The 24449-nt window shown below is 38.4% G+C and carries 22 protein-coding genes; 11 read left to right on the top strand and 11 right to left on the bottom strand.

What is annotated here, in order from left to right:
- The first annotated feature begins 120 nt into the window (after nt 1-120).
- Entirely contained in the window at nt 121-1185 is a 1065-nt protein-coding gene (locus AC0IWT_RS15285) for a branched-chain amino acid aminotransferase (RefSeq protein WP_471797810.1), read from the top strand.
- 80 nt (nt 1186-1265) lie between these two features.
- On the opposite strand, the gene AC0IWT_RS15280 is transcribed toward AC0IWT_RS15285, so the two are convergent.
- The 5 genes from AC0IWT_RS15280 to AC0IWT_RS15260 all read right to left on the bottom strand — a co-directional run bounded on the left by AC0IWT_RS15280 (nt 1266) and on the right by AC0IWT_RS15260 (nt 6597).
- A complete protein-coding gene (locus AC0IWT_RS15280; protein WP_471797809.1) occupies nt 1266-1730 on the bottom strand; it encodes a DUF4920 domain-containing protein in 465 nt (154 codons plus the stop codon).
- Nucleotides 1731-2081: 351 nt separating this feature from the next.
- The gene (gene radA, locus AC0IWT_RS15275) at nt 2082-3461 is read right to left on the bottom strand and encodes a DNA repair protein RadA (RefSeq protein ID WP_056869436.1); all 1380 of its coding nucleotides are present in this window, start codon (nt 3459-3461) and stop codon (nt 2082-2084) included.
- A 120-nt stretch (nt 3462-3581) separates the two neighbouring features.
- Nucleotides 3582-5132, bottom strand: a complete 1551-nt coding sequence (locus AC0IWT_RS15270) for an Rne/Rng family ribonuclease (protein WP_471797808.1) — start codon at nt 5130-5132, stop codon at nt 3582-3584.
- Nucleotides 5133-5411: 279 nt separating this feature from the next.
- Entirely contained in the window at nt 5412-6284 is an 873-nt protein-coding gene (locus AC0IWT_RS15265; protein ID WP_471797807.1) for a tetratricopeptide repeat protein, read from the bottom strand.
- 10 nt (nt 6285-6294) lie between these two features.
- Nucleotides 6295-6597 carry an HU family DNA-binding protein gene (locus AC0IWT_RS15260; RefSeq protein ID WP_056093708.1) on the bottom strand — a complete coding sequence of 101 codons (303 nt, stop codon included), beginning with the start codon at nt 6595-6597 and terminating at the stop codon, nt 6295-6297.
- 171 nt (nt 6598-6768) lie between these two features.
- On the opposite strand from AC0IWT_RS15260, the gene mutY reads away from it, so the two are divergent.
- Entirely contained in the window at nt 6769-7842 is a 1074-nt protein-coding gene (gene mutY, locus AC0IWT_RS15255; protein WP_471797806.1) for an A/G-specific adenine glycosylase, read from the top strand.
- 46 nt (nt 7843-7888) lie between these two features.
- On the top strand, nt 7889-8326 hold the full coding sequence (locus AC0IWT_RS15250; RefSeq protein WP_056869440.1) for a single-stranded DNA-binding protein: 438 nt from the start codon (nt 7889-7891) through the stop codon (nt 8324-8326).
- A 59-nt stretch (nt 8327-8385) separates the two neighbouring features.
- On the opposite strand, the gene glmS is transcribed toward AC0IWT_RS15250, so the two are convergent.
- From glmS to AC0IWT_RS15235, 3 genes are all read right to left on the bottom strand, one after another.
- Nucleotides 8386-10224 carry a glutamine--fructose-6-phosphate transaminase (isomerizing) gene (glmS, locus tag AC0IWT_RS15245; protein WP_056869441.1) on the bottom strand — a complete coding sequence of 613 codons (1839 nt, stop codon included), beginning with the start codon at nt 10222-10224 and terminating at the stop codon, nt 8386-8388.
- A gap of 146 nt (nt 10225-10370) precedes the next feature.
- Nucleotides 10371-11774 carry a DUF4270 domain-containing protein gene (locus AC0IWT_RS15240; RefSeq protein ID WP_471797805.1) on the bottom strand — a complete coding sequence of 468 codons (1404 nt, stop codon included), beginning with the start codon at nt 11772-11774 and terminating at the stop codon, nt 10371-10373.
- A gap of 22 nt (nt 11775-11796) precedes the next feature.
- Complete coding sequence (locus AC0IWT_RS15235) at nt 11797-12621, bottom strand: glycogen/starch synthase (protein ID WP_056870206.1); 825 nt, start codon at nt 12619-12621, stop codon at nt 11797-11799.
- Between the two features lie 149 nt (nt 12622-12770).
- Here AC0IWT_RS15235 and panC point away from each other — a divergent pair, with 149 nt between their 5' ends.
- From panC to AC0IWT_RS15215, 4 genes are all read left to right on the top strand, one after another.
- Nucleotides 12771-13616: a pantoate--beta-alanine ligase gene (gene panC / locus AC0IWT_RS15230; protein ID WP_471797804.1), complete on the top strand. Its 846-nt coding sequence runs from the start codon at nt 12771-12773 to the stop codon at nt 13614-13616.
- 224 nt (nt 13617-13840) lie between these two features.
- Entirely contained in the window at nt 13841-14191 is a 351-nt protein-coding gene (gene panD / locus AC0IWT_RS15225) for an aspartate 1-decarboxylase (protein WP_056869444.1), read from the top strand.
- 4 nt (nt 14192-14195) lie between these two features.
- On the top strand, nt 14196-15179 hold the full coding sequence (locus AC0IWT_RS15220; RefSeq protein WP_471797803.1) for a lysylphosphatidylglycerol synthase transmembrane domain-containing protein: 984 nt from the start codon (nt 14196-14198) through the stop codon (nt 15177-15179).
- A 97-nt stretch (nt 15180-15276) separates the two neighbouring features.
- Nucleotides 15277-16416, top strand: a complete 1140-nt coding sequence (locus AC0IWT_RS15215) for an acyl-CoA dehydrogenase (protein ID WP_471797802.1) — start codon at nt 15277-15279, stop codon at nt 16414-16416.
- Nucleotides 16417-16480: 64 nt separating this feature from the next.
- Here AC0IWT_RS15215 and AC0IWT_RS15210 read toward each other — a convergent pair whose 3' ends face one another.
- On the bottom strand, nt 16481-16825 hold the full coding sequence (locus AC0IWT_RS15210) for a phage holin family protein (protein ID WP_056869447.1): 345 nt from the start codon (nt 16823-16825) through the stop codon (nt 16481-16483).
- Nucleotides 16826-16843: 18 nt separating this feature from the next.
- Here AC0IWT_RS15210 and AC0IWT_RS15205 point away from each other — a divergent pair, with 18 nt between their 5' ends.
- The 4 genes from AC0IWT_RS15205 (at nt 16844) to infB (ending at nt 22202) form a co-directional block, all read left to right on the top strand.
- A complete protein-coding gene (locus AC0IWT_RS15205) occupies nt 16844-17272 on the top strand; it encodes a hypothetical protein (RefSeq protein WP_471797801.1) in 429 nt (142 codons plus the stop codon).
- 121 nt (nt 17273-17393) lie between these two features.
- A complete protein-coding gene (gene rimP, locus AC0IWT_RS15200; RefSeq protein WP_056869449.1) occupies nt 17394-17858 on the top strand; it encodes a ribosome assembly cofactor RimP in 465 nt (154 codons plus the stop codon).
- A gap of 2 nt (nt 17859-17860) precedes the next feature.
- The gene (gene nusA, locus AC0IWT_RS15195) at nt 17861-19105 is read left to right on the top strand and encodes a transcription termination factor NusA (protein ID WP_056869450.1); all 1245 of its coding nucleotides are present in this window, start codon (nt 17861-17863) and stop codon (nt 19103-19105) included.
- A 61-nt stretch (nt 19106-19166) separates the two neighbouring features.
- Nucleotides 19167-22202, top strand: a complete 3036-nt coding sequence (gene infB, locus AC0IWT_RS15190; RefSeq protein WP_471797800.1) for a translation initiation factor IF-2 — start codon at nt 19167-19169, stop codon at nt 22200-22202.
- A 97-nt stretch (nt 22203-22299) separates the two neighbouring features.
- Here infB and AC0IWT_RS15185 read toward each other — a convergent pair whose 3' ends face one another.
- A complete protein-coding gene (locus AC0IWT_RS15185) occupies nt 22300-23397 on the bottom strand; it encodes an acyltransferase family protein (protein WP_471797799.1) in 1098 nt (365 codons plus the stop codon).
- Nucleotides 23398-23529: 132 nt separating this feature from the next.
- Complete coding sequence (locus AC0IWT_RS15180) at nt 23530-24447, bottom strand: glycosyltransferase family 2 protein (protein ID WP_471797798.1); 918 nt, start codon at nt 24445-24447, stop codon at nt 23530-23532.
- Between the last annotated feature and the right edge of the window lie 2 nt (nt 24448-24449).

Genomic DNA, 24449 nt, shown 5'->3' with positions numbered 1-24449 from the left:
GTTTTTTCTTAATTTGCGCAATTAAAATTACGATTGAACTACTCATTGATTGAATGTGAAAATTTGCAGCCTGCAACTATTCCGGTCATGAAAGCTTCTATCATTTCAAAATTTAACAATATGACTGATACATTAGATATAAAAATTGAGAAAGTTGATAACACCCGTTTATCAGTTACCGATTTTTCACAATTACCTTTTGGTAAAGTTTTTACCGACCATATGTTTACTGCCGACTTTGAGAACGGTGAGTGGAAAAACTTACAAATTTTACCTTACGGGCCTATTTCTATGAGTCCGGCAATTTCGGCACTTCACTATGGCCAGGCCATTTTTGAAGGTTTGAAAGCTTACCGCCAGCCTGATGGAAAAATAAGCGTTTTCCGTGCTGACAAAAATTTTGAACGTTTTAACAAGTCAGCCGCAAGAATGTCTATGCCCACAATACCTGAGGAGATTTTTATGCAAGGGCTGGCTGCGCTAATCAGCATCGACGAAAAATGGGTTCCATCTCAAGATGATTATGCACTTTATGTGCGTCCGGTTATGTTTGCTACTGATCCTTACCTGGGTGTAAAAGCGTCTGACACATATAAGTTTGCCTTACTTACCACACCAACGGGTCCTTATTACAGCAATGCTTTAAAAGTTAAAATTGAAACAGAGTTTACCAGAGCTGATGAAGGCGGCGTAGGTTTCGCCAAAACTGCTGGTAATTATGCCCGCTCGCTTTATCCTTTCGAACAGGCTAAAAAAGAAGGCTTCGACCAATTAATCTGGACAGATTCTGTTAATCATGAGTTTATTGAAGAAGCAGGAACCGCCAACCTTATTTTTGTTATAAATGGCAAATTAGTTACGCCATCAGTTAGAAGTACTGTTTTGGATGGCGTTACCCGCGATACAATTATTAAACTGGCTACCGCCGATGGGATTGAAGTAGAGGAGCGCAGAGTTTCGGTAAAAGAAGTAATTGAGGGAATAGAAAACGGAAGTTTAACCGAAGCTTTTGCTGCAGGTACAGCGGCAACCGTTACCCACATCGGTGAAATAGGCTACTTAGGCAAAAATTACAAACTAACCGATCCTTCAACCCGAAAAATATCTAACGGTATTGCCAAAAAACTGAACAATATCCGCTATGGTTTAGCAACTGATGAATTTGGTTGGAACTGGATTTTGTAATTAATTATAATGATACAAGAATGCCCCAGGTTTTAAAAAAATCTGGGGCATTTTTATTTTTAGCTATCTAAGTAATAGGTTTACTTGTCAAGGATGACAACACCTTTTGCTTCGAAAGCAAGCTCTTTCTTAGGATCGGTAATTTTAGCAACCTCTGCTGGCGATTTTTTTGCATCTTCAGCATAGTGACGAAGCGTTTCAACAGATATTGTCTGCTTTTTTGCAATACCATCTAGAACAACTTTTTTGCCTACTATATCCATTGGCATAAAAAAGGCATAGTCTTTAAAGGTAACACGCATCGGTTCACCGTTCGCTGTTTCCAAAGTCATCCAGCAGCCTTTCTTTTTACAAACATCCACAACTTTGCCTTCAATTTTCATATCAGCGGTTGTTTTGGCGCCCATTGCGGCTTCCATCTTAGCTACAGGCTTAATGTTTCCAGGGCTTACCGCTTCGCCAAATTTTTGGCCGCTAAGTTCGGTTTGTGCAAATGTGATTGCAGTAATTAAGCAAAATCCCAAACTCAAAAGAATTCTTTTCATAATGTCGTTTTTATTGTCGTTTCAAGTTATTTAGTTCCTGTTATTTATCTGATTCAAAGTTATTTAAAATTTCTCAAAATAGTTAAGACAAAAAAAATCCTCGTTAGCTCTCACTAACGAGGAAAATCATCCCTATTGTTATAGATCACATCCCATGATGTACAACATAATCTATTAGGCAAATGTTAATCCAAAGCTTGCTGACTGCACTATTGGTTTGTAAAATACTCATTATCTATAAGTTATAAAATAAATCTTCTCGTGCCAAATAATTCTCGTTTGGGGAATTGGGGAAATATATCTTCTAACCGCGGAAATTTGTTGATAGTATTCCCCGTTTGTTTACCGCTTTTATCCGAAAATAAGACCGAATACTTCTTCAATTTTACTTACCGCCTTTATTTCAATGTTGTATTTTTCAATATTTATCCCTTTGAGGTTATATTTCGAAATGTATATCGTTTCGAAACCTAATTTATCTGCTTCGGCTATTCTTTGTTCAATCCTGTTTACTGCCCTGATTTCGCCAGATAAGCCAACCTCCGCTGCAAAACAGTTTTTAGATGAGACAGCGATATCCTGATGTGAAGAAATAATCGCAATCAGCACTGCTAAGTCAATTGCCGGGTCTTCCACCCGCAGGCCACCCGCAATGTTTAAAAATACATCCTGGGTACTTAATCGAAAGCCGCATCTTTTTTCTAAAACTGCAAGCAGCATATTCATTCTTTTGGTATCAAACCCGGTGGCCGATCTTTGTGGCGTACCGTATGCTGCAGCACTAACCAGCGCCTGGGTTTCTATTAACATTGGTCTGGCGCCTTCCAGCATAGCTGCAATAGCGATGCCGCTCAGTTCTTCTTCGCGTTGAGTTAATAATATTTCCGATGGATTTGAAACCTCTCTCAAGCCGCTTCCCTGCATTTCATAAATTCCCAATTCGGCTGCTGCACCAAAACGGTTTTTTATTGAGCGCAAAATGCGGTAAACATGGTGCCTGTCGCCTTCAAACTGGAGAACGGTATCTACCATGTGTTCCAAAATCTTCGGACCGGCTATGGCACCATCCTTCGTAATGTGCCCAATCAAAAATACAGGTGTTCCTGTTTCTTTGGCAAAACGCAAAAGCTCTGCTGTGCATTCACGTACCTGAGAAACGCTGCCCGGTGTAGATTCGATATGTGCCGAATGCAGTGTTTGAATGGAATCTATAACAACAATTTCTGGTTCAAGTGTTTCTATTTGTTTGAAGATGTTCTGGGTGGAAGTTTCGGTTAAAATGTAGCAATCTGCAGAAGGCGCCTCCGTAATTCTTTCTGCCCTCATTTTAATCTGTTGTTCGCTTTCTTCTCCCGATACATATAAGAGCTTTTTGCCCTTTAAATTCAGAGCGAGCTGCAACATTAATGTCGATTTACCGATGCCAGGTTCACCACCGATTAAAATCAAAGAACCTTCAACAAGTCCGCCGCCCAGCACGCGGTCGAGCTCTTTGTCTCCTGTTAGCATACGTCGTTCTGGCGAACTTAGTATTTCGCTTACTTTACTCGGTTTGCTAAGTTTTCTTGCCGGTGCTGAATCGTTTTTCCAGGTGGGTACTGCCGTAGAACTTTTTTCAACAATTTCTTCTACAAAGGTATTCCACTGATTGCAGGAAGGACATTTTCCGAGCCATTTAGCAGATTCGTATCCGCAACTCTGGCAGAAATATGCAGTTTTTGTTTTCGCCAATTGATTTTAAATTTATAGATACGAATTTAGAGCTTACTTGCCGTAAAAGCTAAACCATTGTTGCACAAAAAAAACGCCTGATGCTATTGAAGCGTCAGGCGTTTTTGTGTTTTGACCTTATTAAAGTTTTATTTCTTCATCCTTTGATGATATAAAATGAAACTCTGTTAAGTGATAAGCGGATTGCGCTTTAACTTTAATCCACTGGCCATATTTAAAAAACCAACGGCGTTGCAGGTTAAAAATCCCTTTAGTTATATAAGCTTCAATGTAAGGGTGAACACAAAGTGTAATGCCTTTTTCATTTTGCTCCCGTAAAATATAATTCAGGTTGTTTTCAATATCGTCCATGAGCACAATACTGGCCTTAATTTCTCCTGTTCCATCACAGGCAGGGCATTTTTCTACCGTAACAATGTTCATTTCGGGGCGAACACGTTGTCTGGTTATTTGTACCAACCCGAATTTACTCGGTGGCAAAATTGTATGCTTAGCACGGTCCAGCAACATCAGTTCACGCAAATAGTCGAACAAAATTTTGCGGTTTGTTGGTTTGTGCATATCGATAAAATCGATTACCACAATACCGCCCATATCGCGTAAACGCAACTGACGGGCAATTTCTTTTGCCGCTTCTTTATTTACCTGTAAAGCGTTCTCTTCCTGATTTTCTTTACTGGCCGTACGGTTACCGCTATTAACATCAACAACATGCAACGCTTCAGTGTGTTCTACCACTAAATAGGCACCGCCTGGTAGGTTTACTGTTTTGCCGAAAGCATTTTTAATTTGCTTTTCAATTCCGAAGTGGTCAAATATTGGCTCCTTTTGTTTGTACAGTTTAACAATTTTCTCCATTTCAGGCGAAATATCATGTACATAAGAACGAATATCGTCGAACAACTCTGGTGTGCTCACATAAACGTTTGTGAAATCAGGGTTCAGGATATCACGAATTAACGTAGACGACCTGTCCATTTCGCCCCAAACCCTTTTCGAAGGTTCGGCTGTAGGAAGTTTTTTTATAAAGTTTTCCCATTTTGCAACTAAATCCAATAGATCTTTTTGCATTTCGGCAACACCTCTTCCTTCGGAAACGGTTCTGATAATTACCCCAAAATTTTGGGGTTTAATACTTTCAATAATCTTTTTTAAACGATTACGTTCGGTATTACTTTTTATTTTTTTTGATATGGATATGGTATTGGAGAATGGCACCAGTACCACATACCTGCCGGCAATAGATAGGTCGGAACTTAAACGTGGTCCTTTGGTAGAAATTGGCTCTTTAGCAATTTGTACGGGTAGGAGCATGTTTTTGCTTAGCACATCAGAAATTTTGCCTGCCTTGTTTATATCGGCTTCGAGCTTTAAATTATCTAATAATGTGCCTGTAACCGAGCCATTACGCTTGATCTTCGTTAGCTTAATTAAAGATTGTACCTGAGGGCCTAAATCAAAATAATGCAAAAAGGCATCTTTTTCATAACCAACATCTACGAAAGCAGCATTCAGGCCGGGCATAATTTTTTTAATGCGGCCTAAATAAATATCGCCTACGGCGTAGTTATTATTGATTTGTTCTTTATGAAGCTCAACAAGTTGTTTGTCTTCAATCAAAGCTATGGTAACTCCGGCAGGAGTCGAATTGATAATTAATTCTTTTACCAACAGCTACAGATTTAAGGCTTTCGCCTATTAACAAATGGATAGTAAGTAGAAACAATGATGTAGCACGGATTATACGATAGAAAAATCACATAAACATTTTAAACCTCATAGCGTTGTACTATGAGGTTTAATGGGCTAAATCAAAATAAGAAACTATTTTTTCTTATGTCTGTTTTTTCTTAAACGTTTCTTACGTTTGTGCGTAGCCATTTTATGTCTTTTTCTTTTTTTACCGCTTGGCATAATTTTAAGTTTTAAATGTTTTTATTAATCCGTTAATTAATTTTTATTCTTTAGCTCAACAACTTTCTTATCAATAAATGACGATAGAGTTGGATTTGCTGCTAATTTTTTGCTGTTCAAATAAGCCTCAACGGCCTCTTTGTTTCGGTCTAAATTCTCTAAAGCCGTAGCTAAGTAAAAATAGGCCTCAGGTGTTGGTGCCGCTGCAATAACGGTGTTGAAACGAGGAATTGCTTTGTCAAACTGACCTGATTTGATTGAGAATAGACCAAGATTCATGTTTGCCTTGATGTTTTTAGGGTCTTTTGCAACAACTTCGAGCAACATCGCAATACCTTGCATTGGAGCACCTAAACCGTTTACAATTGTTACGCCTAAGCCAGTCTTGGCATCTATATTCTCTTTATCTAAAGCTAAAGCTTTTGTAAAAGATGTATTGGCTTTCTGCAATAAAGCAGGTTGTGCCAAACTATCCTGAGTACTTTCAAAAGCCTTTAAAAATTTATTGCCTGATGCTAACCAACTCGTTGCTGATGGTTTCGCTTCTGCAACAATTTCCAGGTACAGTGCCGAAGGTGTAAGCTGTTCCACATCATCCCATTTCTGAGCAAGTTGTGCAGCAAGTTCTACTTTTTCGGCGCCTGTTGCACCTTTATAGCTGTTTTCTAAGTTTGTAATATCCGTTGCTAAATTTTTGTTTATTACATTTTTAGCAGCTTCAGATGTTGTTTGGATGTTTAAACCGGAAGAAACCGCAGCCGATTCAGACATCTGGCCTGAGGATGGCATCTTGCCGTTCTCTTCAGTTGGTTTTACCAAACCTTTAATGTCTCTCGTAAACAAGAAAGCAACAAGCAATAAAATCGCTCCAACAATAATGGTCTGTTTTAATCTGATGCTACTGTTCACGTGACTAAGGTTAAGCTTCTACTTGAATTTTTTTAGAATTGTTTTTCACTTTATCAACAAATACTTTTGCTGGTTTAAAGCTTGGAACGAAATGTTCAGGGATGATTATTGCAGTGTTTTTAGAGATATTTCTAGCTGTTTTTTGAGCTCTCTTTTTAACAACAAAGCTTCCGAAGCCTCTAACGTAAACATTTTCACCGCCAATCATGCTGGTTTTGATAACCTTGAAGAATGCCTCAACTGTTTCCTGCACATCAACCTTCTCAATTCCGGTTTTTGTTGATATTTCTGAAATAATATCTGCCTTAGTCATATTTTATTATTTATTATATATTGTGTATTTTAAAATTATCAGTGTTTTGGGGTTGCAAAAGTATTGCTTTTTAATGAGATAGGGAAATAAAAGATGATTTTTTTATACGCTGTCCTATCACCTTAATGCAAGTTTTTTTAAAAACAAATAATTAGCCCGTTATTTGCAGTGATGACATTCCAAAACGAGCTTATAAACTGGTACCTGATTCACAAAAGAGATCTTCCCTGGCGCCATACAAATGATGCGTATACCATTTGGCTTTCTGAAATTATTTTACAGCAAACCAGAGTTGAACAAGGGTTGCCATATTTTGTGAAGTTTCTGGAGCATTTTCCAACCGTGGCGGATTTTGCCGCTGCAACTGAGGCAAAGGTACTCAAATTGTGGCAGGGTTTGGGGTACTATTCCCGCGGGCGCAATATGCATGCAACTGCAAAAACCATAATGAACGATTTCGATGGTATTTTTCCAACACTTCATGATGATTTAATTAAACTTAAGGGCATTGGCGATTACACGGCCGCCGCTATTTCTTCTTTTTCTTCTGGCGAGGCCAGGGCAGTGGTAGATGGAAATGTATTTCGCGTTTTAGCAAGATATTACGGAATTGATACGCCAATTAACGGTCCGGAAGGGAAAAAGCAGTTTTTTAAACTGGCTAATGAATTATTGCATGTGGCAGAACCTGCTTTATACAACCAGGCCATTATGGAGTTTGGGGCTATTCAATGTAAACCCAAATCTCCTGCCTGCGAGCTATGCCCGCTGAAAATCGATTGTTTCGCATACAACAATAATTTAGTAAAACAGCTACCGGTTAAGTTAGCCAAAGCGGAGAAAAAACATCGGTATTTCAACTACCTGGTTTTCATTAATGCCGATAAAATCCTCATTAAAGAACGGCATGCAGGCGATATCTGGCAGCATCTAAATGATTTTCCCTGCGTGGAAACTGGAGAATTTTCTCAGCAATCAGATCAAATACTTTTATCAACAGTTAAGGAAAATTTCGGCAATGAAGCTCAACTCACATTATTAACGGCGACAAAGCATGTATTAACGCACCAAATTATACATGTGCGTTTTTTTGCTGTAAAAAATTATATATTTAACTTTAATAAACAAAAGGAACTTAATTGGGTTTCTTTTAATAAATTAGATGAGTTACCACAACCTAACGTAATAAGAAATTTCATTACCGAAAACTTTGGTATTGATAAAGGCGTAACTAACCTTTATTAAACTGGTAATCATTTTAAGGGTAAAAACTAACCAAAATAAATATTTTATGTCCGGGATTAACAAAGTTATTTTAGTCGGCCACTTGGGTAAAGACCCCGAAGTGCGGCATTTAGATGGAGGCGTTACTGTCGCCAGCTTTCCTTTAGCAACATCAGAAACTTATAACAAAGATGGCAAAAGAGTGGAGCAAACGGAGTGGCATAATATAGTGTTGTGGCGTGGATTAGCTGAAGTGGCATCAAAATACCTGCAAAAGGGCAAACTGGTTTACATAGAAGGCAAATTGAGAACCCGTTCTTTTGAAGATAAAGAAAAAGTAAAAAAATATGTTACTGAAATTGTAGCTGAAAACTTTACAATGCTGGGTAGAAAAAGTGATTTTGAACCCGGACAGCCCGTTAATCATGTTCAGAATAACGAATCCAAAATTGAAGATGAATTTACGATACAACCAAATGATGAAAATGGGGATTTACCCTTTTAAAATCAGTTCATTGTAAACAACAAAGCCACGGTTTTTAAATCGTGGCTTTGTTGTTTAATCTATTCTACAGTAACCGATTTAGCTAAATTTCGGGGCTGATCTACATTACAGCCTCGCATCACAGCAATATGATACGATAAAAGTTGCAATGGAATTGTTGCCAGAAGTGGTAAAAAAGCTTCATCAGAATCCGGAATTTCTATACAATAATCTGCCATTTTCTGCACCTCTGTATCGCCTTGAGTCACGATAGCGATAACTTTGCCTTTTCTGGCTTTTACCTCCTGAATGTTGCTAATCACTTTTTCATACGATGAATTTTGAGTTGCGATAAATACAACCGGCATTTCTTCATCGATTAATGCGATTGGGCCATGTTTCATTTCTGCCGCAGGGTAGCCCTCTGCATGAATGTACGATATCTCTTTAAGCTTTAAAGCACCTTCCAACGCTACAGGGAATCCGCTCCCACGTCCTAAGAACAAACAATTTCTCGAATCTTTTATTTTTGAGGCAACTTCCTTTATAAGTTCATTAGACTCTAAAGCGAGCTGAATTTTTTCGGGGATATTATCTAACTCGGTTAACAGGCCAATGAGTTTCGATTGTGTAATTGTTCCCTTTTGTTGGGCCATGTAAAAAGCCATCAACGTTAAAACCGTAACCTGTGCGGTAAACGCTTTGGTAGATGCAACGCCTATTTCAGGACCTGCATGGGTATAAACACCTGCGTGGCTCAATCGTGGAATAGATGCGCCAGCTACGTTACAAATTCCAAAAATAGTTGCTCCACGTTCTTTTGCCATCTCTATCGCAGCCATGGTATCGGCGGTTTCGCCAGATTGAGATATGGCTATTACAACATCTTTTTCCGTTATAATCGGGTTTCTGTAACGAAATTCCGAAGCATATTCAACTTCCACGGGAATTCTTGCGTATTCCTCTATTAAATATTCACCAACTAAGCCGGCATGCCACGATGTGCCACAAGCAACAATGATAATTCTATCAATGTTTTTAAGTTTCTCTACAAATTCCTTAATTCCACCAAGCTGTACTTTTCCTTCTTCAGGGTAAATTCGGCCACGCATACAATCCCTTATTGATCGGGGCTGCTCGTAGATTTCTTTAAGCATGAAGTGATCGAAGCCTCCTTTTTCAAGCATTTCCAGCTTTAATTCCAATTCCTGAATTAAAGGCGTTTGAACGATGTTATCTAATCTCTTAACTAGAAGATCATCTTTGGTAATAAGGGCGATTTCGTTATCATTTAAGTAGATTACATTTTTAGTGTATTCGATAATTGGTGTCGCATCAGAAGCGATAAAATACTCGCCTTTGCCTACGCCGATAACCATCGGACTTCCCTTTCTTGCTGCAATTAAACGGTCTGGATTTTCCTTATCCATGATAACGATAGCGTAAGCACCGTTAACCTCTTGCAGCGCTAAACGAACAGCTTCAAATAAATCAATCTGTTCTATCTTTTGAATTTCTTCGATCAGATGTATGAGTACTTCGGTGTCTGTATCACTTTTAAACTCATGTCCGCGAGATAATAATTCTTCTTTTATGGTGGCGTAATTTTCTATGATGCCGTTATGGATAATAGAAAGCTTATCGTTATTTGAGGTGTGTGGGTGAGAGTTTCTATCAGATGGAACACCATGTGTTGCCCATCTTGTATGGCCCATTGCGATATTGCCGGTTTTATCTTTATCTGCAGAAAACGCCTCTAAGGCCGCAACTTTTCCAACTTTTTTGTAGATGTGTCGGCCGCCATCGTTCATTAGTGCAATGCCCGCACTATCATAACCGCGATACTCTAATCTTTTAAGACCTTTTAATACAATTGGCCAGGCGTCTCTATATCCTATATAACCTACAATTCCACACATGTTTTTATAAATGTTTTTTGGCAAATATAACAAACAAACGTTTGCTTTAATATGCACGGTTGATTTTAACGTTTTTACAATACGCTTTATAAAATAAAAACCCCGCCTGAATTAACAAACGGGGTTTTTTATGACAAGAAATTTTGTTAATTTATTTTAGTGTAATAAATATTCAGTTTTAAACGATTTGTTGTGTTACCAAATGAACCTATAATTGCTCTTGCTGCAGATGATGCCGAAGGTGTCACTTCAAATTCGTTTAAGGATGTTGGTGCGATAAAGGTGCCATAATCTACCTTTTTGCTATCAATCAAATCCTGAACGTAAGAGGTGACATTAAAAACGTAACGGTTTTTTAAAGCATCGTAATAGCCTCCAAAAACTGCGTCGCTAAGTGCTCTGCGGTCGCCGGCATAATTTGTTGCGGGCTGATCGTGATCCGGAACGTTAACCGGCTGCTGGGCAATATCCCAACGATAAAGTGATAACCTTTGCGGCGCATTAAACGGGTATGCGTAGCTCCCCGCACTTAAATCTACCACCAGCTCTGCTTTATTAATCAGTGCTTTACCGTAAACGCTTGTAAAGTTCTTTAAATTAGGGAAAGAAATTTTCGTTTTTAAACCCGCCACTGCCTGTAAATAAGTAACCGTATATTGAGTTGCCGGATTATCTAGTTGCGTTTTTACAGGTGTTCCGGTATAGTCATGCTTTATGTTTGCAGTAACTATCTGGCCAACGGTAGAATTTGTAATCGGGAACTTTTTGGATAAAGTATCTATTCCGTTTGAAGCATTTGTTTTTCTGTAAACCAGTTGTAAATAAGAGTTTGTAGTTGAAAAGTCTAGAAAAGCAATGCCACCGGTACCGGTAGACGAAGTTTTATTAACCTCAGCATATAAGCCTTTAAAAATATCTGCAAACTTTAAATTGCTGCTGGTAGAGGTCGTTGCCAGGCTAAGTATAGAACTCTGAATAAATGCTTTATTCAGCGGGATACGCAGTTGTGCCGGAAGAGTTCGCAAGGTATCTTTTGCACCTGTTACAATCTCTGTAACTTTTATCGGCGTGTTAGGATAAATTTTGCTGTTAAAATTACCTAACAGGGCAGTGTTATGCGCCTGCACATCAGAAGATTTGTATTTGGTAATTGTGTTTGCCAACTGATAAACATCTATACTGTACCTGGAACTTGTGGTGTCACCATAAAACTGGGTGCCCAAATCCAGAACAAGCACTGCAGAATCTAAAATGGAAGAAGTTCCGAAGTCGATACTTAGCTCTGATGGATAAACAGTCATGGCTACACTTGCTTCGGTTTTACCAAATACAGGATCCGTCATATAGCCCAACGGGTAACGTAGAAGGTTAGCTGTATTAACGTCTGGTTCCTGAACAGTTTGCGAGCTAACCGGTTGGTCGCTCACTAAAGTTCCCTGAATTGCAGAATTCGGATCAACATCTAAGCCTACACTGGTAGGGTTTTTACAGGAAGCAAAAAGAAAAAGACCTATCAACAGGGTTAATAAGTCTTGTTTTATAAATTTCATATTTAAAAATAATAATACCTAATTAAGCAACAGAAACCAGTTCTTCATTTGAAATTTCTTCGTAAAAGGTGTAGAAGTTTTCAAAATTTTCGGTTAAGTTATAAGCTAATGTTGGCTTATTTGAATCTTTAACATATTTTAACACAGCTGCATCAAGGTTTTCATCGGCTAAAACAACTGCGTCTGAATGGCTTACCGCCCCAATATGCAAGCTATTTACATCTGCCCCTTCATATGCTTTTGTGTCATTTTCGGTCATGTTCGCCATTACAGCTTTTTTCGAAAAGTTTGCATTTAACTTCTCTGTAAAACCACCTTCATAGATTGAATAAACTACCCTTGAATTTTTAAATGTTGGGTCGTTTTTGTAGGTTGTTTTAATGTAAGCAGGCACTAATGAACTCATCCAGCCATGGCAGTGTACAATATCCGGTGCCCAACCCAATTTTTTTACAGTTTCCAATGCGCCTTTGCAGAAGAAGATTGTGCGCTCATCATTGTCGTCAAAGAATTTTCCGCTTGCATCAGCAAATACTTGCTTGCGTTGGAAGTATTCTTCATTATCCAAGAAATAAACCTGCATACGTGCAGCCGGGATGGAAGCTACTTTAATAATTAGTGGATTATCGTTGTCATCAATAATGATGTTCATTCCGGATAAGCGTATTACTTCGTGTAAACGATTTCTTCTCTCGTTAATGTTACCAAATTTAGGCATGAGGATACGGATTTCGAATCCTTTCTCTTGCATAGCCTGTGGTAACTGGCGAGTAATTTCAGAAATTTTAGTAAGCTCGAGGAAAGGCGACATCTCGTGTGTAACAATCAGCAGCTTCGTTTTTGCCATCTCCATATTCTAAGAAAATATTAAGTTAAATAAAAGATAATGAGCTGCAAAGATAAGAATAATAATACTATTTATCAATATAGCAAGCATTTGTTTGGTTTCATTTAGATTAATTTACACCTTTACGGCTTTAACTCATATTTTCTATCTTGGAAGTATTTAAAACAAAAGAAGCGCTTAGGGCTTATTTAAAGCCATTAAGGGCGTTGGGTAAAAAAGTTGCTTTAGTACCTACCATGGGCGCATTGCACAATGGTCATATTTCGCTAATTAAATTGGCGCAAGGCCGTGCAGATGTAATTATCTGTAGCATTTTCGTAAATCCTACCCAGTTTACTGATCCAAAAGACCTCGAAAAATACCCGCGGCCGATTGAACATGATTTAGCTATGTTAGATGCTGCTGGCTGCAATGGTGTGTTCATGCCCGATGTAAACGAAATGTATCCATCAGGCGCTGATGAAGACTGGCATATTGATTTGGGAAAGGCTGAGTTTTTACTTGAGGGCCAATTTCGGAAAGGGCATTATCAGGGCGTAACTCAAATAGTAAAGAAACTTTTCGATGCTGTGGAGCCGGATGTTGCAATGTTTGGACAAAAAGATTTTCAGCAGGTTTTGATGATTAAGAATATGCTCGCCCATTTTAATCTTCCGATAACAATTGTTACATGCCCAATAATTCGAGAAGATGATGGCCTGGCTATGAGTAGCCGAAACATACATTTGTCGAAAACTGACAGAAAAAACGCATTGGTTTTAAGCAAGTCGCTACAGTTTGTTCTTGATAATTTTGATAATTACACGCTTGACGAACTTGAAACAAAAGCTAAATCATTTTATAAAAATTTAGATGGTGTAGAGCTCGATTATTTTACAATCGCTAACGGCAATACTTTAGAAAACGCAAAGCATAAAGAGGCGCCTAACCTGGTTGCGCTGGTTGCGGCGAAAGTTGGCTCAACCCGACTAATTGATAATATGATTATTAAATAGCATAAAATTGTTGCTTTAAGTATCGGGTATTCGATATCAAGCGTTGGTAGTTAACTATAAATTTTAAAAGCTAGTAAGATGCTATGCCTTGATAATCAATTCATTTGATGATATTCGGTCCTTCGGTGTTTATGTTTTATTCATTTAGCAACTAATCTTCCTGTGTTAAGTCCTTTTACCATCAACCTTTTTATCATCAATCTTTTTATTGCTAACTTTGCAAAATGATTATCACAATTTTAAAATCGAAGATACACCGTGTTAAGGTAACACAGGCCGAATTAAACTACGTTGGCAGTATTACGATTGATGAGGATTTAATGGATGCGGCCAACATTATAGCTAATGAGAAGGTGCAGATTGTAAATAACAATAACGGTGCACGTTTCGAAACTTACGTAATTAAGGGCGAGCGGGGCACGGGAACAATTTGCTTAAATGGCGCAACAGCCCGTTTGGCGCAATTAGGTGATGTACTCATCATCATGTCTTATGGGTCTTTGCCTATAGACGAAGCAAAGAAATATAATCCGATACTGGTATTTCCTGATGACAATAACCATTTGCTAAAATAATTTTGTGACATTCGATTTTAGATCCGTCCTCAAGTACATTTTCTTGTTTCTGATAGGAATAGGGATTTTATACTTGGCATTCAAGGGGCAGGATTTAGACAGAATTTGGCGGGAAATAAAAAACGCTGATGTGCTGTGGATTTTACTCTCAGCAGCATCAATATGGCTGGCACATGTTTTAAGGGCAATGCGTTGGCGGATGCTTTATCAATCTATTAATTATAATGTTGGTTTTTGGCACACTTACCATGCAGTAATTATAGGTTACCTAGCCAACTTAGCCTTGCCACGCTTTGGTGAAATTGGCCGGTGCTCCGTTATTTTTAAAACCGATAAAGTACCAGTGTTCTCTTCGATAGGCACTGTAATAACCGAAAGATTACTAGATGTTTTTGTGCTGCTAATTTTGGCGTTGCTTTTACTAGTCTTCCAATATCATTTAGTTTCCGATTTTCTCTACAATACCATTTATCTAAATCTCGCGAGCAAAATTCAGGCGCTAAATCTTTATTGGTTTGTCGGTTTAATTGTTTTTGTTTTAGTACTCGGAGCAAGATTGATTATTTTCTTAAGGAAGCGGCTAAGCAAGAAATTTTTAAGAATTTTAGTTGGGCTAAAGCAAGGCTTCCAATCTTACAAAAGCCTAAAAAGGAAACCGCTGTTTATGCTTTATACTTCAGGCATCTGGTTTTTCTACTGGCTTTCCATGTATCTTGCCTTTTCTGCAATACAGATAACGTCGGGTTTGGGTTTAAATGCCGCTTTTACAGCGCTCATTTTTTCGAGTTTTGCAATGGTCGCACCCGTACAGGGCGGTATAGGTGTTTTCCATTGGATGGTTGCCCAGGCACTGGTTCTATATTTAATTCCTTTCAAAGATGCACTGGCTTACGCAACGATTATTCATTCTTCACAAATTTTATTAACGCTGATGCTTGGCGCTTTAAGCTTATTGTTTGTGTTAGCAAACAAATCTGCTGTAAAGTAACCGCGAATAACCCTTGAAAAATAAATACTATGCCGCCATAGTATTTTCAATCTATAAATACTACATTTGAAGCACTAACCTTTTATACATAATTGTTATGCATTTTGAATTAAGTGAAGAACAAGTAATGATTCAGCAGGCAGCCCGTGATTTTGCTAATCAAGAACTAAAACCTGGCGTTATTGAGCGAGATGAGCATCAAAAATTTCCGGCAGAACAAGTAAAAAAACTCGGCGAACTCGGATTTTTAGGTATGATGGTTTCCGAAAAATTCAACGGAAGTGGCTTAGATGCAATTTCTTATGTTCTTGTTATGGAAGAGCTTTCTAAAATTGACGCCTCTGCATCAGTAGTTGTTTCTGTAAATAATTCTTTGGTTTGTTACGGCCTTGAAGCCTATGCAAATGAAGCTCAAAAAGAAAAATACTTAAAACCTCTGGCTTCAGGAGAAAAAATCGGTGCCTTTTGTTTGTCGGAGCCAGAAGCGGGTTCTGATGCGACTTCGCAAAGAACAACAGCCGAGGATAAAGGCGATTATTACTTGCTGAACGGAACCAAAAACTGGATTACAAATGGCAGTACAGCTTCAACATATTTGGTTATTGCGCAAACACATCCAGAATTAAGGCATAAAGGTATTAACGTTTTCATCGTTGAAAAAGGAATGGAAGGGTTTACGATCGGTCCGAAGGAAAATAAATTAGGCATTCGCGGTTCGGATACGCATTCTCTGATGTTTAATGATGTTAAGGTGCCCAAAGAAAACAGGATTGGCGAAGACGGTTTCGGATTTAAATTTGCAATGAAAACCCTCGAAGGTGGAAGAATTGGCATTGCAGCGCAAGCCCTGGGTATTGCTCAAGGCGCCTTCGAATTGGCTACTCAATATGCTAAAGAGCGTAAATCATTCGGCAAACCCATATCAGAACATCAGGCAATAGCATTTAAACTGGCAGATATGGCCACGCAAATAGAGGCAGCAAGGCTTTTAGTTTACAAGGCGGCTTGGTTAAAAGACCAGGGTTTACCATATACTCAGGCAGGCTCTATGGCCAAACTATTTGCATCGAAAGTTGCTATGGATGTTACCATTGAGGCGGTGCAGGTACACGGCGGATATGGTTTTGTTAAAGAGTACCATGTGGAGCGACTAATGCGTGATGCAAAAATTACTCAAATCTACGAAGGAACTTCAGAAATACAGAAAATGGTAATCTCGAGAGAAGTTATCAGATAGTTATGTTTTATGGCAGAAGTTGGCGTAATAACCGCAAACTTCCGCCATTTTGCGCTCGGTTTAGTTATTCCTTTTCTCCGGCTATTGCACCAAAAACTGCTTTAATCAAAGCCACAACAATTGCTAAAAATGCTGCTGCTAAAAAACCTGTAGTGTTAAAGCTGGTCATCATGTTATCAACCAATAAAATCATTAATACGGTGATGATGAATGACATTAACCCCAACGTAAGAAAGTTTACCGGGAAGGTTAATAACCTTAAGATAAATCCAATGGTAGCATTAGCAAGCGCAACCAGAATTGCCGCAATAATCGCACTTCCGTAACCGTCAATACTTACGCCCGGAACCAGCTTGGCGCCGATAAAAAAGGCCAATCCCATTAAAAGGATTTCGATAATTAGTCTCATAATGTTTAATTTAGTAAAATGTTCAAGTCAGTTAAATATTTGTTGCTGTTTGTAATTTTGTTTCAATTTACTGCGTGCTCGCAGAAGAATGATAAGCCAATCATTACTTTTTCTGCAGATAGTTCATCAATTGTAATCAAAAATATCGACCAGGCGAGTTTGTTTGAAATTAAAAAAACGTATCAGGTTAATCCCGATTCAATTAAATTAATTTCGGTTTTAGTAACACCGGGAGCGCAGGATAGTTTGCAGGATGAAAAAGATATTTCTGGAAAAGCCGTTTTGGCAGGAGATTCGGTAATTTTTACGCCAGCGAACAGTTTTGTTAAAGGAAAAACCTACCTGGTTGAAAGCTACATCGGAGTGAAGTTTGCTGATAAAAGCAAGTTATTTAAAGGCACTATAAAACATAACCTCGAACCTCAAACACAGATGCTTTTAAGATAGTCTACGATGTAAATTCCTGTATCAGAGTTTGATTATTTCTAAAAATTTTGTACATTTGCATCGTAATCGAAGAAAAGTGAAGGGGACAATGTCCCCTTTTTCTATGAAATCGGATTAAAATATGCAGGTAGAAAAGAGAGTTATAGCGCTCGTAGAAGAGAAAATTGCCGATAGACCAGAGCTTTTTCTGGTAGAAGTAAAAATGTTGCCAAACAACAAATTAATTATTCATGTTGATGGTGATGAAGGCATAAGCATACAGGATTGTGTGGCAATAAGCAGGCATGTCGGTTTTCATTTAGAAGAAGAAAATACGATAGAACAGGCTTATAATTTAGAGGTTTCTTCGCCTGGAGTTGGTGAGCCTTTAAAGCTCATCCGCCAGTATAACAAAAATATTGGACGCTCTGTTAGTGTAAAACTAATGGGTGGGCAAAAGAAGGAAGGTAAGCTTCTGGAAGTTGCAGAAAGCAGTATTCTGATTGAAGAATCAGTTAAAGAAAAAGGAAAAAAAGCGGTAGCGGTTGAAACGACTGTTCCGTTTAATGATATATTAGAAACAAGTGTGTTAATTTCATTTAAGTAAAAATGAGTACTACAACAATTAATTTAATCGACTCTTTTCAGGAGTTTAAAGATTTCAAAAATATAGATCGCCCAACGGTGATTAGTGTGTTGGAAGAAGTTTTTCGTAGTATGTTGCGTAAAAAATACGGAACAGACGAAAACTGTGATGTGATTGTAAACCCGGATAACGGAGATTTGGAGATTTGGAGAACGAGAAAGGTAATGGAAGATGGGTTTTCTGAAGATGATGATTTAGAAATTGAACTTGCTGAAGTGACTCAAATTGACCCAAGTTTAGAGGTTGGTGATGATTACATTGAGCAGATTACGTTAGAAAGTTTTGGTCGCAGGGCGATTTTAGCGGCTCGCCAGACTTTGGTTTCTAAAGTGTTGGAATTAGAAAAAGACGAAATCTTTAAAAAATACAAAGACCGCGTTGGTGAGATTATCACAGGTGAGGTTTATCAGGTTTGGAAAAAAGAAACTTTAGTTTTAGATGATGAAGGCAATGAGCTTTTAATGCCTAAAACTGAACAAATTCCTGCAGATTATTTCAAAAAAGGTGATTCTGTAAGGGCAGTGATTTCTAAAGTTGAAATGATTAATGCAAATCCAAAAATTATAATTTCCAGAACGGCACCAGAGTTTTTACAACGTTTATTTGAACAGGAAGTTCCCGAAATTTTTGATGGTTTGATTACGATTAAAAAAATCGTTCGCGAACCTGGAGAACGTGCTAAAGTTGCTGTAGAATCTTACGATGATCGCATTGACCCGGTTGGTGCATGCGTGGGTATGAAAGGATCCCGTATTCATGGTATCGTTCGCGAACTGAAAAATGAAAACATTGATGTGATTAATTTCACAAATAATATTTCACTATATATTACCCGTGCTTTAAGTCCGGCCAAAATTACATCTATTAAATTAGATGATGATACTAAACATGCATCGGTTTATTTAAAACCTGATCAGGTATCGTTAGCAATTGGCCGTGGCGGACACAACATTAAACTGGCCGGCAAATTGACCGGTTACGAAATTGATGTTTACCGTGAAGCCGGTGAAGAAAGTGATGAAGACGTTGATTTGGAAGAATTCTCAGATGAGATTGATAGCTGGATTATCGACGAATTAAAGGCTATCGGTTGCGATACTGCTAAGAGTGTTTTAGCACTTACAGTAGAAGATTTGGTAAAACGCACCGACCTTGAAGAAGAAACCATTAAAGAAGTGGTTCAAATTTTGAAGTCAGAATTTGAATAAGTGGTGTAATTGCCAAATAAACACTACTTTTGTATTAAAATAAAAAAATAACAGGAGCTAAATGTCAGACGACAAACCAATCATTTTAATTAAAGCTATTAAAGAACTTAATATTGGCATGGGTACGGCCGTAGAGTTTTTAAACAAAAAGGGATTCTCAGCCGAGAAAAGCCCTATGTTTAAACTTTCGGGCGATATGTATGATGCCTTATTAAAAGAGTATCAGGGAGATAAGATCGTAAGAGAAGAAGCCAAACAAATAGTGATTGGTAAAATACGTCGTGACGAGCCTGAGACTGAAAAGCCAGCTGAAGCACCGAAAAAAAATACCGACTTCGAGAAAAACGAAGAGATTTTGATAAAAAATGCTCAAACGTTTACACCTCCGGTAGATAAACCTAAAGTAGAAGCACCAAAAGCTGAAACTCCACCTGTGGCTCCTGCCGAACCTGTAAAGGAAACTAAGGCAGAAGAGAAAGCAGATGAAGGAAACCTGCCTGGTGTTAAAGTTGTTGGGAAAATTGATTTAAATAATCTTAATTCTCAAACAAGACCGGTTAAAAAGGAAGAAACACCTGCGGCTAAAGTTGAAGAAGCACCGAAACCGGTGGCCGAACAACCGAAGGCTGAAGCCCCAAAACCGGTTGAGGTTAAAAAAGAAGAGGCTGCTGTTACTCCGGCGCCGAAAGTTGAGGAAACGCCAAAGCCGGTTGTTGAACAGCCAAAAGCAGAGGCACCAAAACCTGCCGAAGTTAAACCGGAACCAGCAAACAACGAGCCTGAGGTTATTAAAGCCCGTACGGTAAAATTAACAGGGCCCAACATTATTGGTAAAATCGTGTTGCCAACTACTCCCGACAGGAGAAATGGTCCGGTTGCATCTTCTAGCGATAGCGAAGCGGCAAAACGCAAACGCAAACGTAAGAAAACTCCAGGAGCGCCAGGTCAGCCGGGACAACATGGCCAGGGCCAGCCAGGGCAAAACCCTGCAGGCCAGGGTGGTGCGCCAGGTCAGCCACGTCAACCATACCAGGGCAACAGGCCAGGTGGTGGTACGCCTTATCAAGGTAACAGACCTGCAGGGCAGGGCGGAACTCCTTATCAGGGAAATAGAAATAACAACAATAACAGACCAGGTTTTCAAAATAGAAATGCTACACCAAGCGGACCTAAAGAGGAGCCTACTGAAAAAGAAATTCAAGATCAAATTAAAGCAACACTGGCCCGTTTAAGCGGTGCTGGTAAGTCTGGTAAATTTGCACAGCGTGCTAAATTGCGTCGTCAAAAACGTGATGACGTGGCGTATAATGCAGAAGAGGCAGCAAATGAGCTTGAATCGCAATCGAAAATATTAAAAGTAACGGAATTTGTTACCGCAAACGAGTTGGCGAGCATGATGGACGTACCGGTTACCAAAATTATTGGTACTTGTATGAGCCTTGGCATGTTCGTTTCCATTAATCAGCGTTTAGATGCTGAAACTTTAACAATCGTTGCTGATGAGTTTGGTTATGAAATTCAATTCGTTAAACCTGATGAAGATGAGGAAAATGTAATTGAAGAAGAAGATAACGAGGCAGATTTAATCGAAAGAGCTCCGGTTGTTACGATTATGGGTCACGTCGATCACGGTAAAACTTCATTGCTGGATTATATTCGTAAAGCGAACGTAGTTGCAGGTGAAGCAGGTGGTATTACCCAGCACATTGGTGCTTACATGGTAACCACGCCAACCGGTAAAAAAGTAACTTTCTTAGATACACCGGGTCACGAAGCCTTTACAGCGATGCGTGCTCGTGGTGCCAAGGCAGCAGATATTGCAATTATCGTTATTGCTGCGGATGATGCGGTAATGCCTCAAACAAAAGAGGCTATTAATCACGCACAGGCTGCTGGTGTGCCATTGGTATTTGCTTTTACAAAAGTAGATAAGCCAGGCGCAAATGCAGACAAAGTTCGTGAGCAGTTATCGGTAATGAACATTTTGGTTGAAGATTGGGGTGGTAAATATCAATCTCAGGAAATCTCAAGTAAAAGTGGCTTAAACGTAGATTTACTTTTAGATAAAGTTTTATTAGAAGCAGAATTACTTGAGCTTAAAGCCAATCCGAATAAGCGTGCTACAGGTACAGTAATTGAGTCGGCATTGGATAAAGGCCGTGGTATTGTAACCACAGTTTTGGTTCAGGCTGGTACATTAAGAGTTGGAGACCCGATTTTAGCAGGTAGTTACAGCGGACGTGTGAAAGCACTAACCAATGAACGTGGTGCTAAGGTAGAATCTGCAGGTCCATCGCAACCCGTACAGGTATTGGGTATGCAGGGAGCGCCAACAGCGGGCGATAGATTTAATGCATTAGAAAGTGAAACTGAAGCACGTGATATTGCAAACAAACGTATGCAGTTGCAACGTGAGCAAGGTTTGCGTACGCAGAAACACATCACTTTGGATGAGATTGGTCGTCGTTTGGCAATCGGTAACTTTAAAGAACTCAACATCATCGTTAAAGGTGACGTGGATGGTTCTATCGAAGCTTTAGCCGATTCATTATTAAAACTATCGACTGAGCAGATTCAAATCAATATCATCAGCAAAGGTGTTGGTCAGATTTCAGAATCTGATGTATTATTAGCCTCTGCTTCTGATGCGATTATAATTGGTTTCCAGGTTCGTCCATCTACAGGTGCACGTAAACTTGCTGAAGCAGAGCAAATCGATATCCGTTTATATTCTATCATCTACGATGCAATCAATGAGATTAAATCGGCAATGGAAGGTATGTTGGATCCAGAATTTGAAGAGAAAATTGTGGCGAATGTTGAAATCCGTGAGACTTTCAAAATTACAAAAGTGGGTACCATTGCAGGTTGTATGGTATTAGACGGTAAAATTACCCGTAACAGCAAAATCCGTATCGTTAGAGATGGTGTAGTCGTTTACACTGGTGAACTTGCATCGTTAAAACGCTTTAAAGACGACGTTAAAGAGGTTGTAAAAGGTTATGAATGTGGTTTAAACATTCAAAATTTCAACAACATCGAAGTTGGCGATATTGTAGAAGCTTACGAACAGGTAGAAGTTGCAAGGAAATTGTAATTGCTAAGCTTTCAAAATATAAAGGTCCTGAAGATTTATTCTTTAGGACCTTTTTTTATGCTGTTATGAATTGACAACGTAATAACTTAGAAGCATTTTACTGGCCAACAATCCACTTTATTTTATCGATTTTGTTAATGAGGTAAACGAGTAAATAACTTACGAGATAGGTGAACAGAAAACGTCCATATTGAATGAATACCAGATCGAGGGATGACATGCCTTCGCCAGAAATATTTAATGGGCGAAAGATAAGTGGAAGTATCTGTGCAATAATGATAAAGTGAATTAGGTGGATGCCGTAGGTAGTGCTCCGCGGATTTAGGTTTTTAATAAATTTAAGGTTGCCAATTTTATACAACAGTAAAAATGTAACCAACGAATAAACAATGTTTGTAAACCTCAAAGTATTATAAGGGTCTACCCGAACGCCGGCATGTTCTATTCCAGAATTCATCAAATAAATACTTTCCAGGCATGAAATTACGAAGGTAATTATTGTTAAGGTCCATAGTAAAACCAAACTTCTTTTCTTTATCCAGGCGTTAAATAAATCGTAATATTTATGCATAATAACACCCAGCCACAAGTAAAATACGAAACCTAAAACTGCCGTGGTGTGCCTGCTTGGAATCCATTCATAATAAAGGTTTATCGAATAAAAGAATGAACAAATGGCCAGAAAAATACCCAGCTTGTAGCTGTATAGATACTTTCTGAATATTAGCAAAATTGAAATGCTGCCAAGGAAATTTAAAATAAACCAAAAACTGGTATCGAACACAATGTAGTATAGTTTGTCGCCCAGAAATGCCCATGGCTTGTCTCCGCCAGGAAAATCTCCACCTTTAAAATAGATAACCATTAAATCGGCATAGATTAGTATTAAGAAAAGGCTAAGCCAAAATAACCAGGGTTTAAAAGTGCCGTCGAACCTTCGTTTTAAATAGGCCAGCGAGGTTGTTGTTTTTATTTTATCGCCAATAAGAAAACCTGCAAGAATGTAAAAAGTTACGGTTCCGAACTTAAAAATCTGCATGGTTAATGTTTGTATCCATTGTTCGCTTAAGGTGTTAAAATAAAGCGATTTTGGCCACATGTAGCTGTGTTCTATCACAATGGTTATTATGGCAATGAAACGCAGAGAATCAATAAAATCGTAATTTGCCTTTTCTTTTTTTAAGTCAGCAGACATATCAAATATAATGGTAGATTAATGGGCAAAGCTATTAAAAATTAATCTACATCATTAAACTGAAAGGTTAATGGTTTATAACAGTTTTATTGCAGTATTGTAAATAAAAGTTAAAAACATGGCGGTTTGTGCCTAGTCTAGTCTAAAGCACATTTTTCGGATATAATTGAGTTTACTAAAAAAGTTTTTCTTTTTCAGGTAAAATAATAAGTTAAAGTTTTTAACAAGCAATGAAAAAAGCCTGAACCGTGAATCGTTTTTTATTTTTCTATCATCCGTAAAACACGACAGAATATCTGCGATGTAGCGCTTGTGCAAGATGGTTTTATTATAACAGCTTCTTAGCCACTCCGGCTGAATCTCATTAAACTTTATTTTACTTTTCTTAAGTTTTTCTTTTTTAATCCTCAGTATATCTGTGTTAGAATCGGCGTGTTGGCGGTATTTTACCAAAGCCTTATCTATGTATTTGATTCCACCATTCTCAGCAGCAGCGAAAGCTATTGCCCAATCGTGGTAATATTTTTTATCCAACGGGATAAATTTATCTCGAAGACTGGTTCGCATCATTAAACTGTGCCCGGAAATACAGTTGTAAAAAAGAAACGGCAATGAAGAATTTCCCTGATACATGTTTAAAATATCGGATATTTTAGAATTTAAAGAGATGCCTTCTTCTGATACAAATTCAGAATCGTGGTAAACGAGTGCCGCATTTCGGATAGCGTCTACCTGTAGTTGAATTTTATCCAGTTGCCAGATATCATCCTGATCGCAAAGTGCGATAAAATCTCCACTACATAGTGAAATAGCGCTTTCAAAGTTTTTAACATAACCAAGGTTTACCTGGTTGGGGTAAACCGTAATCCGCTTATCAGCAGCGGAAAATTTATTTAAAATCGATAAGGTTTCATCTGAAGAAACATCGTCAACAATGATAATTTCTAAATTTTTATAAGATTGATTAATTATCGATTCTAATTGTTCTTCTAAGTGAAGAGCTCCATTGTATGTACAAATAGCTATCGAAACTAAGGGATGGTTACTCATTT

The sequence above is a fragment of the Pedobacter sp. AC464 genome, assembly GCF_979253075.1.
Note: the sequence above shows the minus strand (reverse complement) of the source record. Positions and strands in the feature narration are given on the sequence as shown.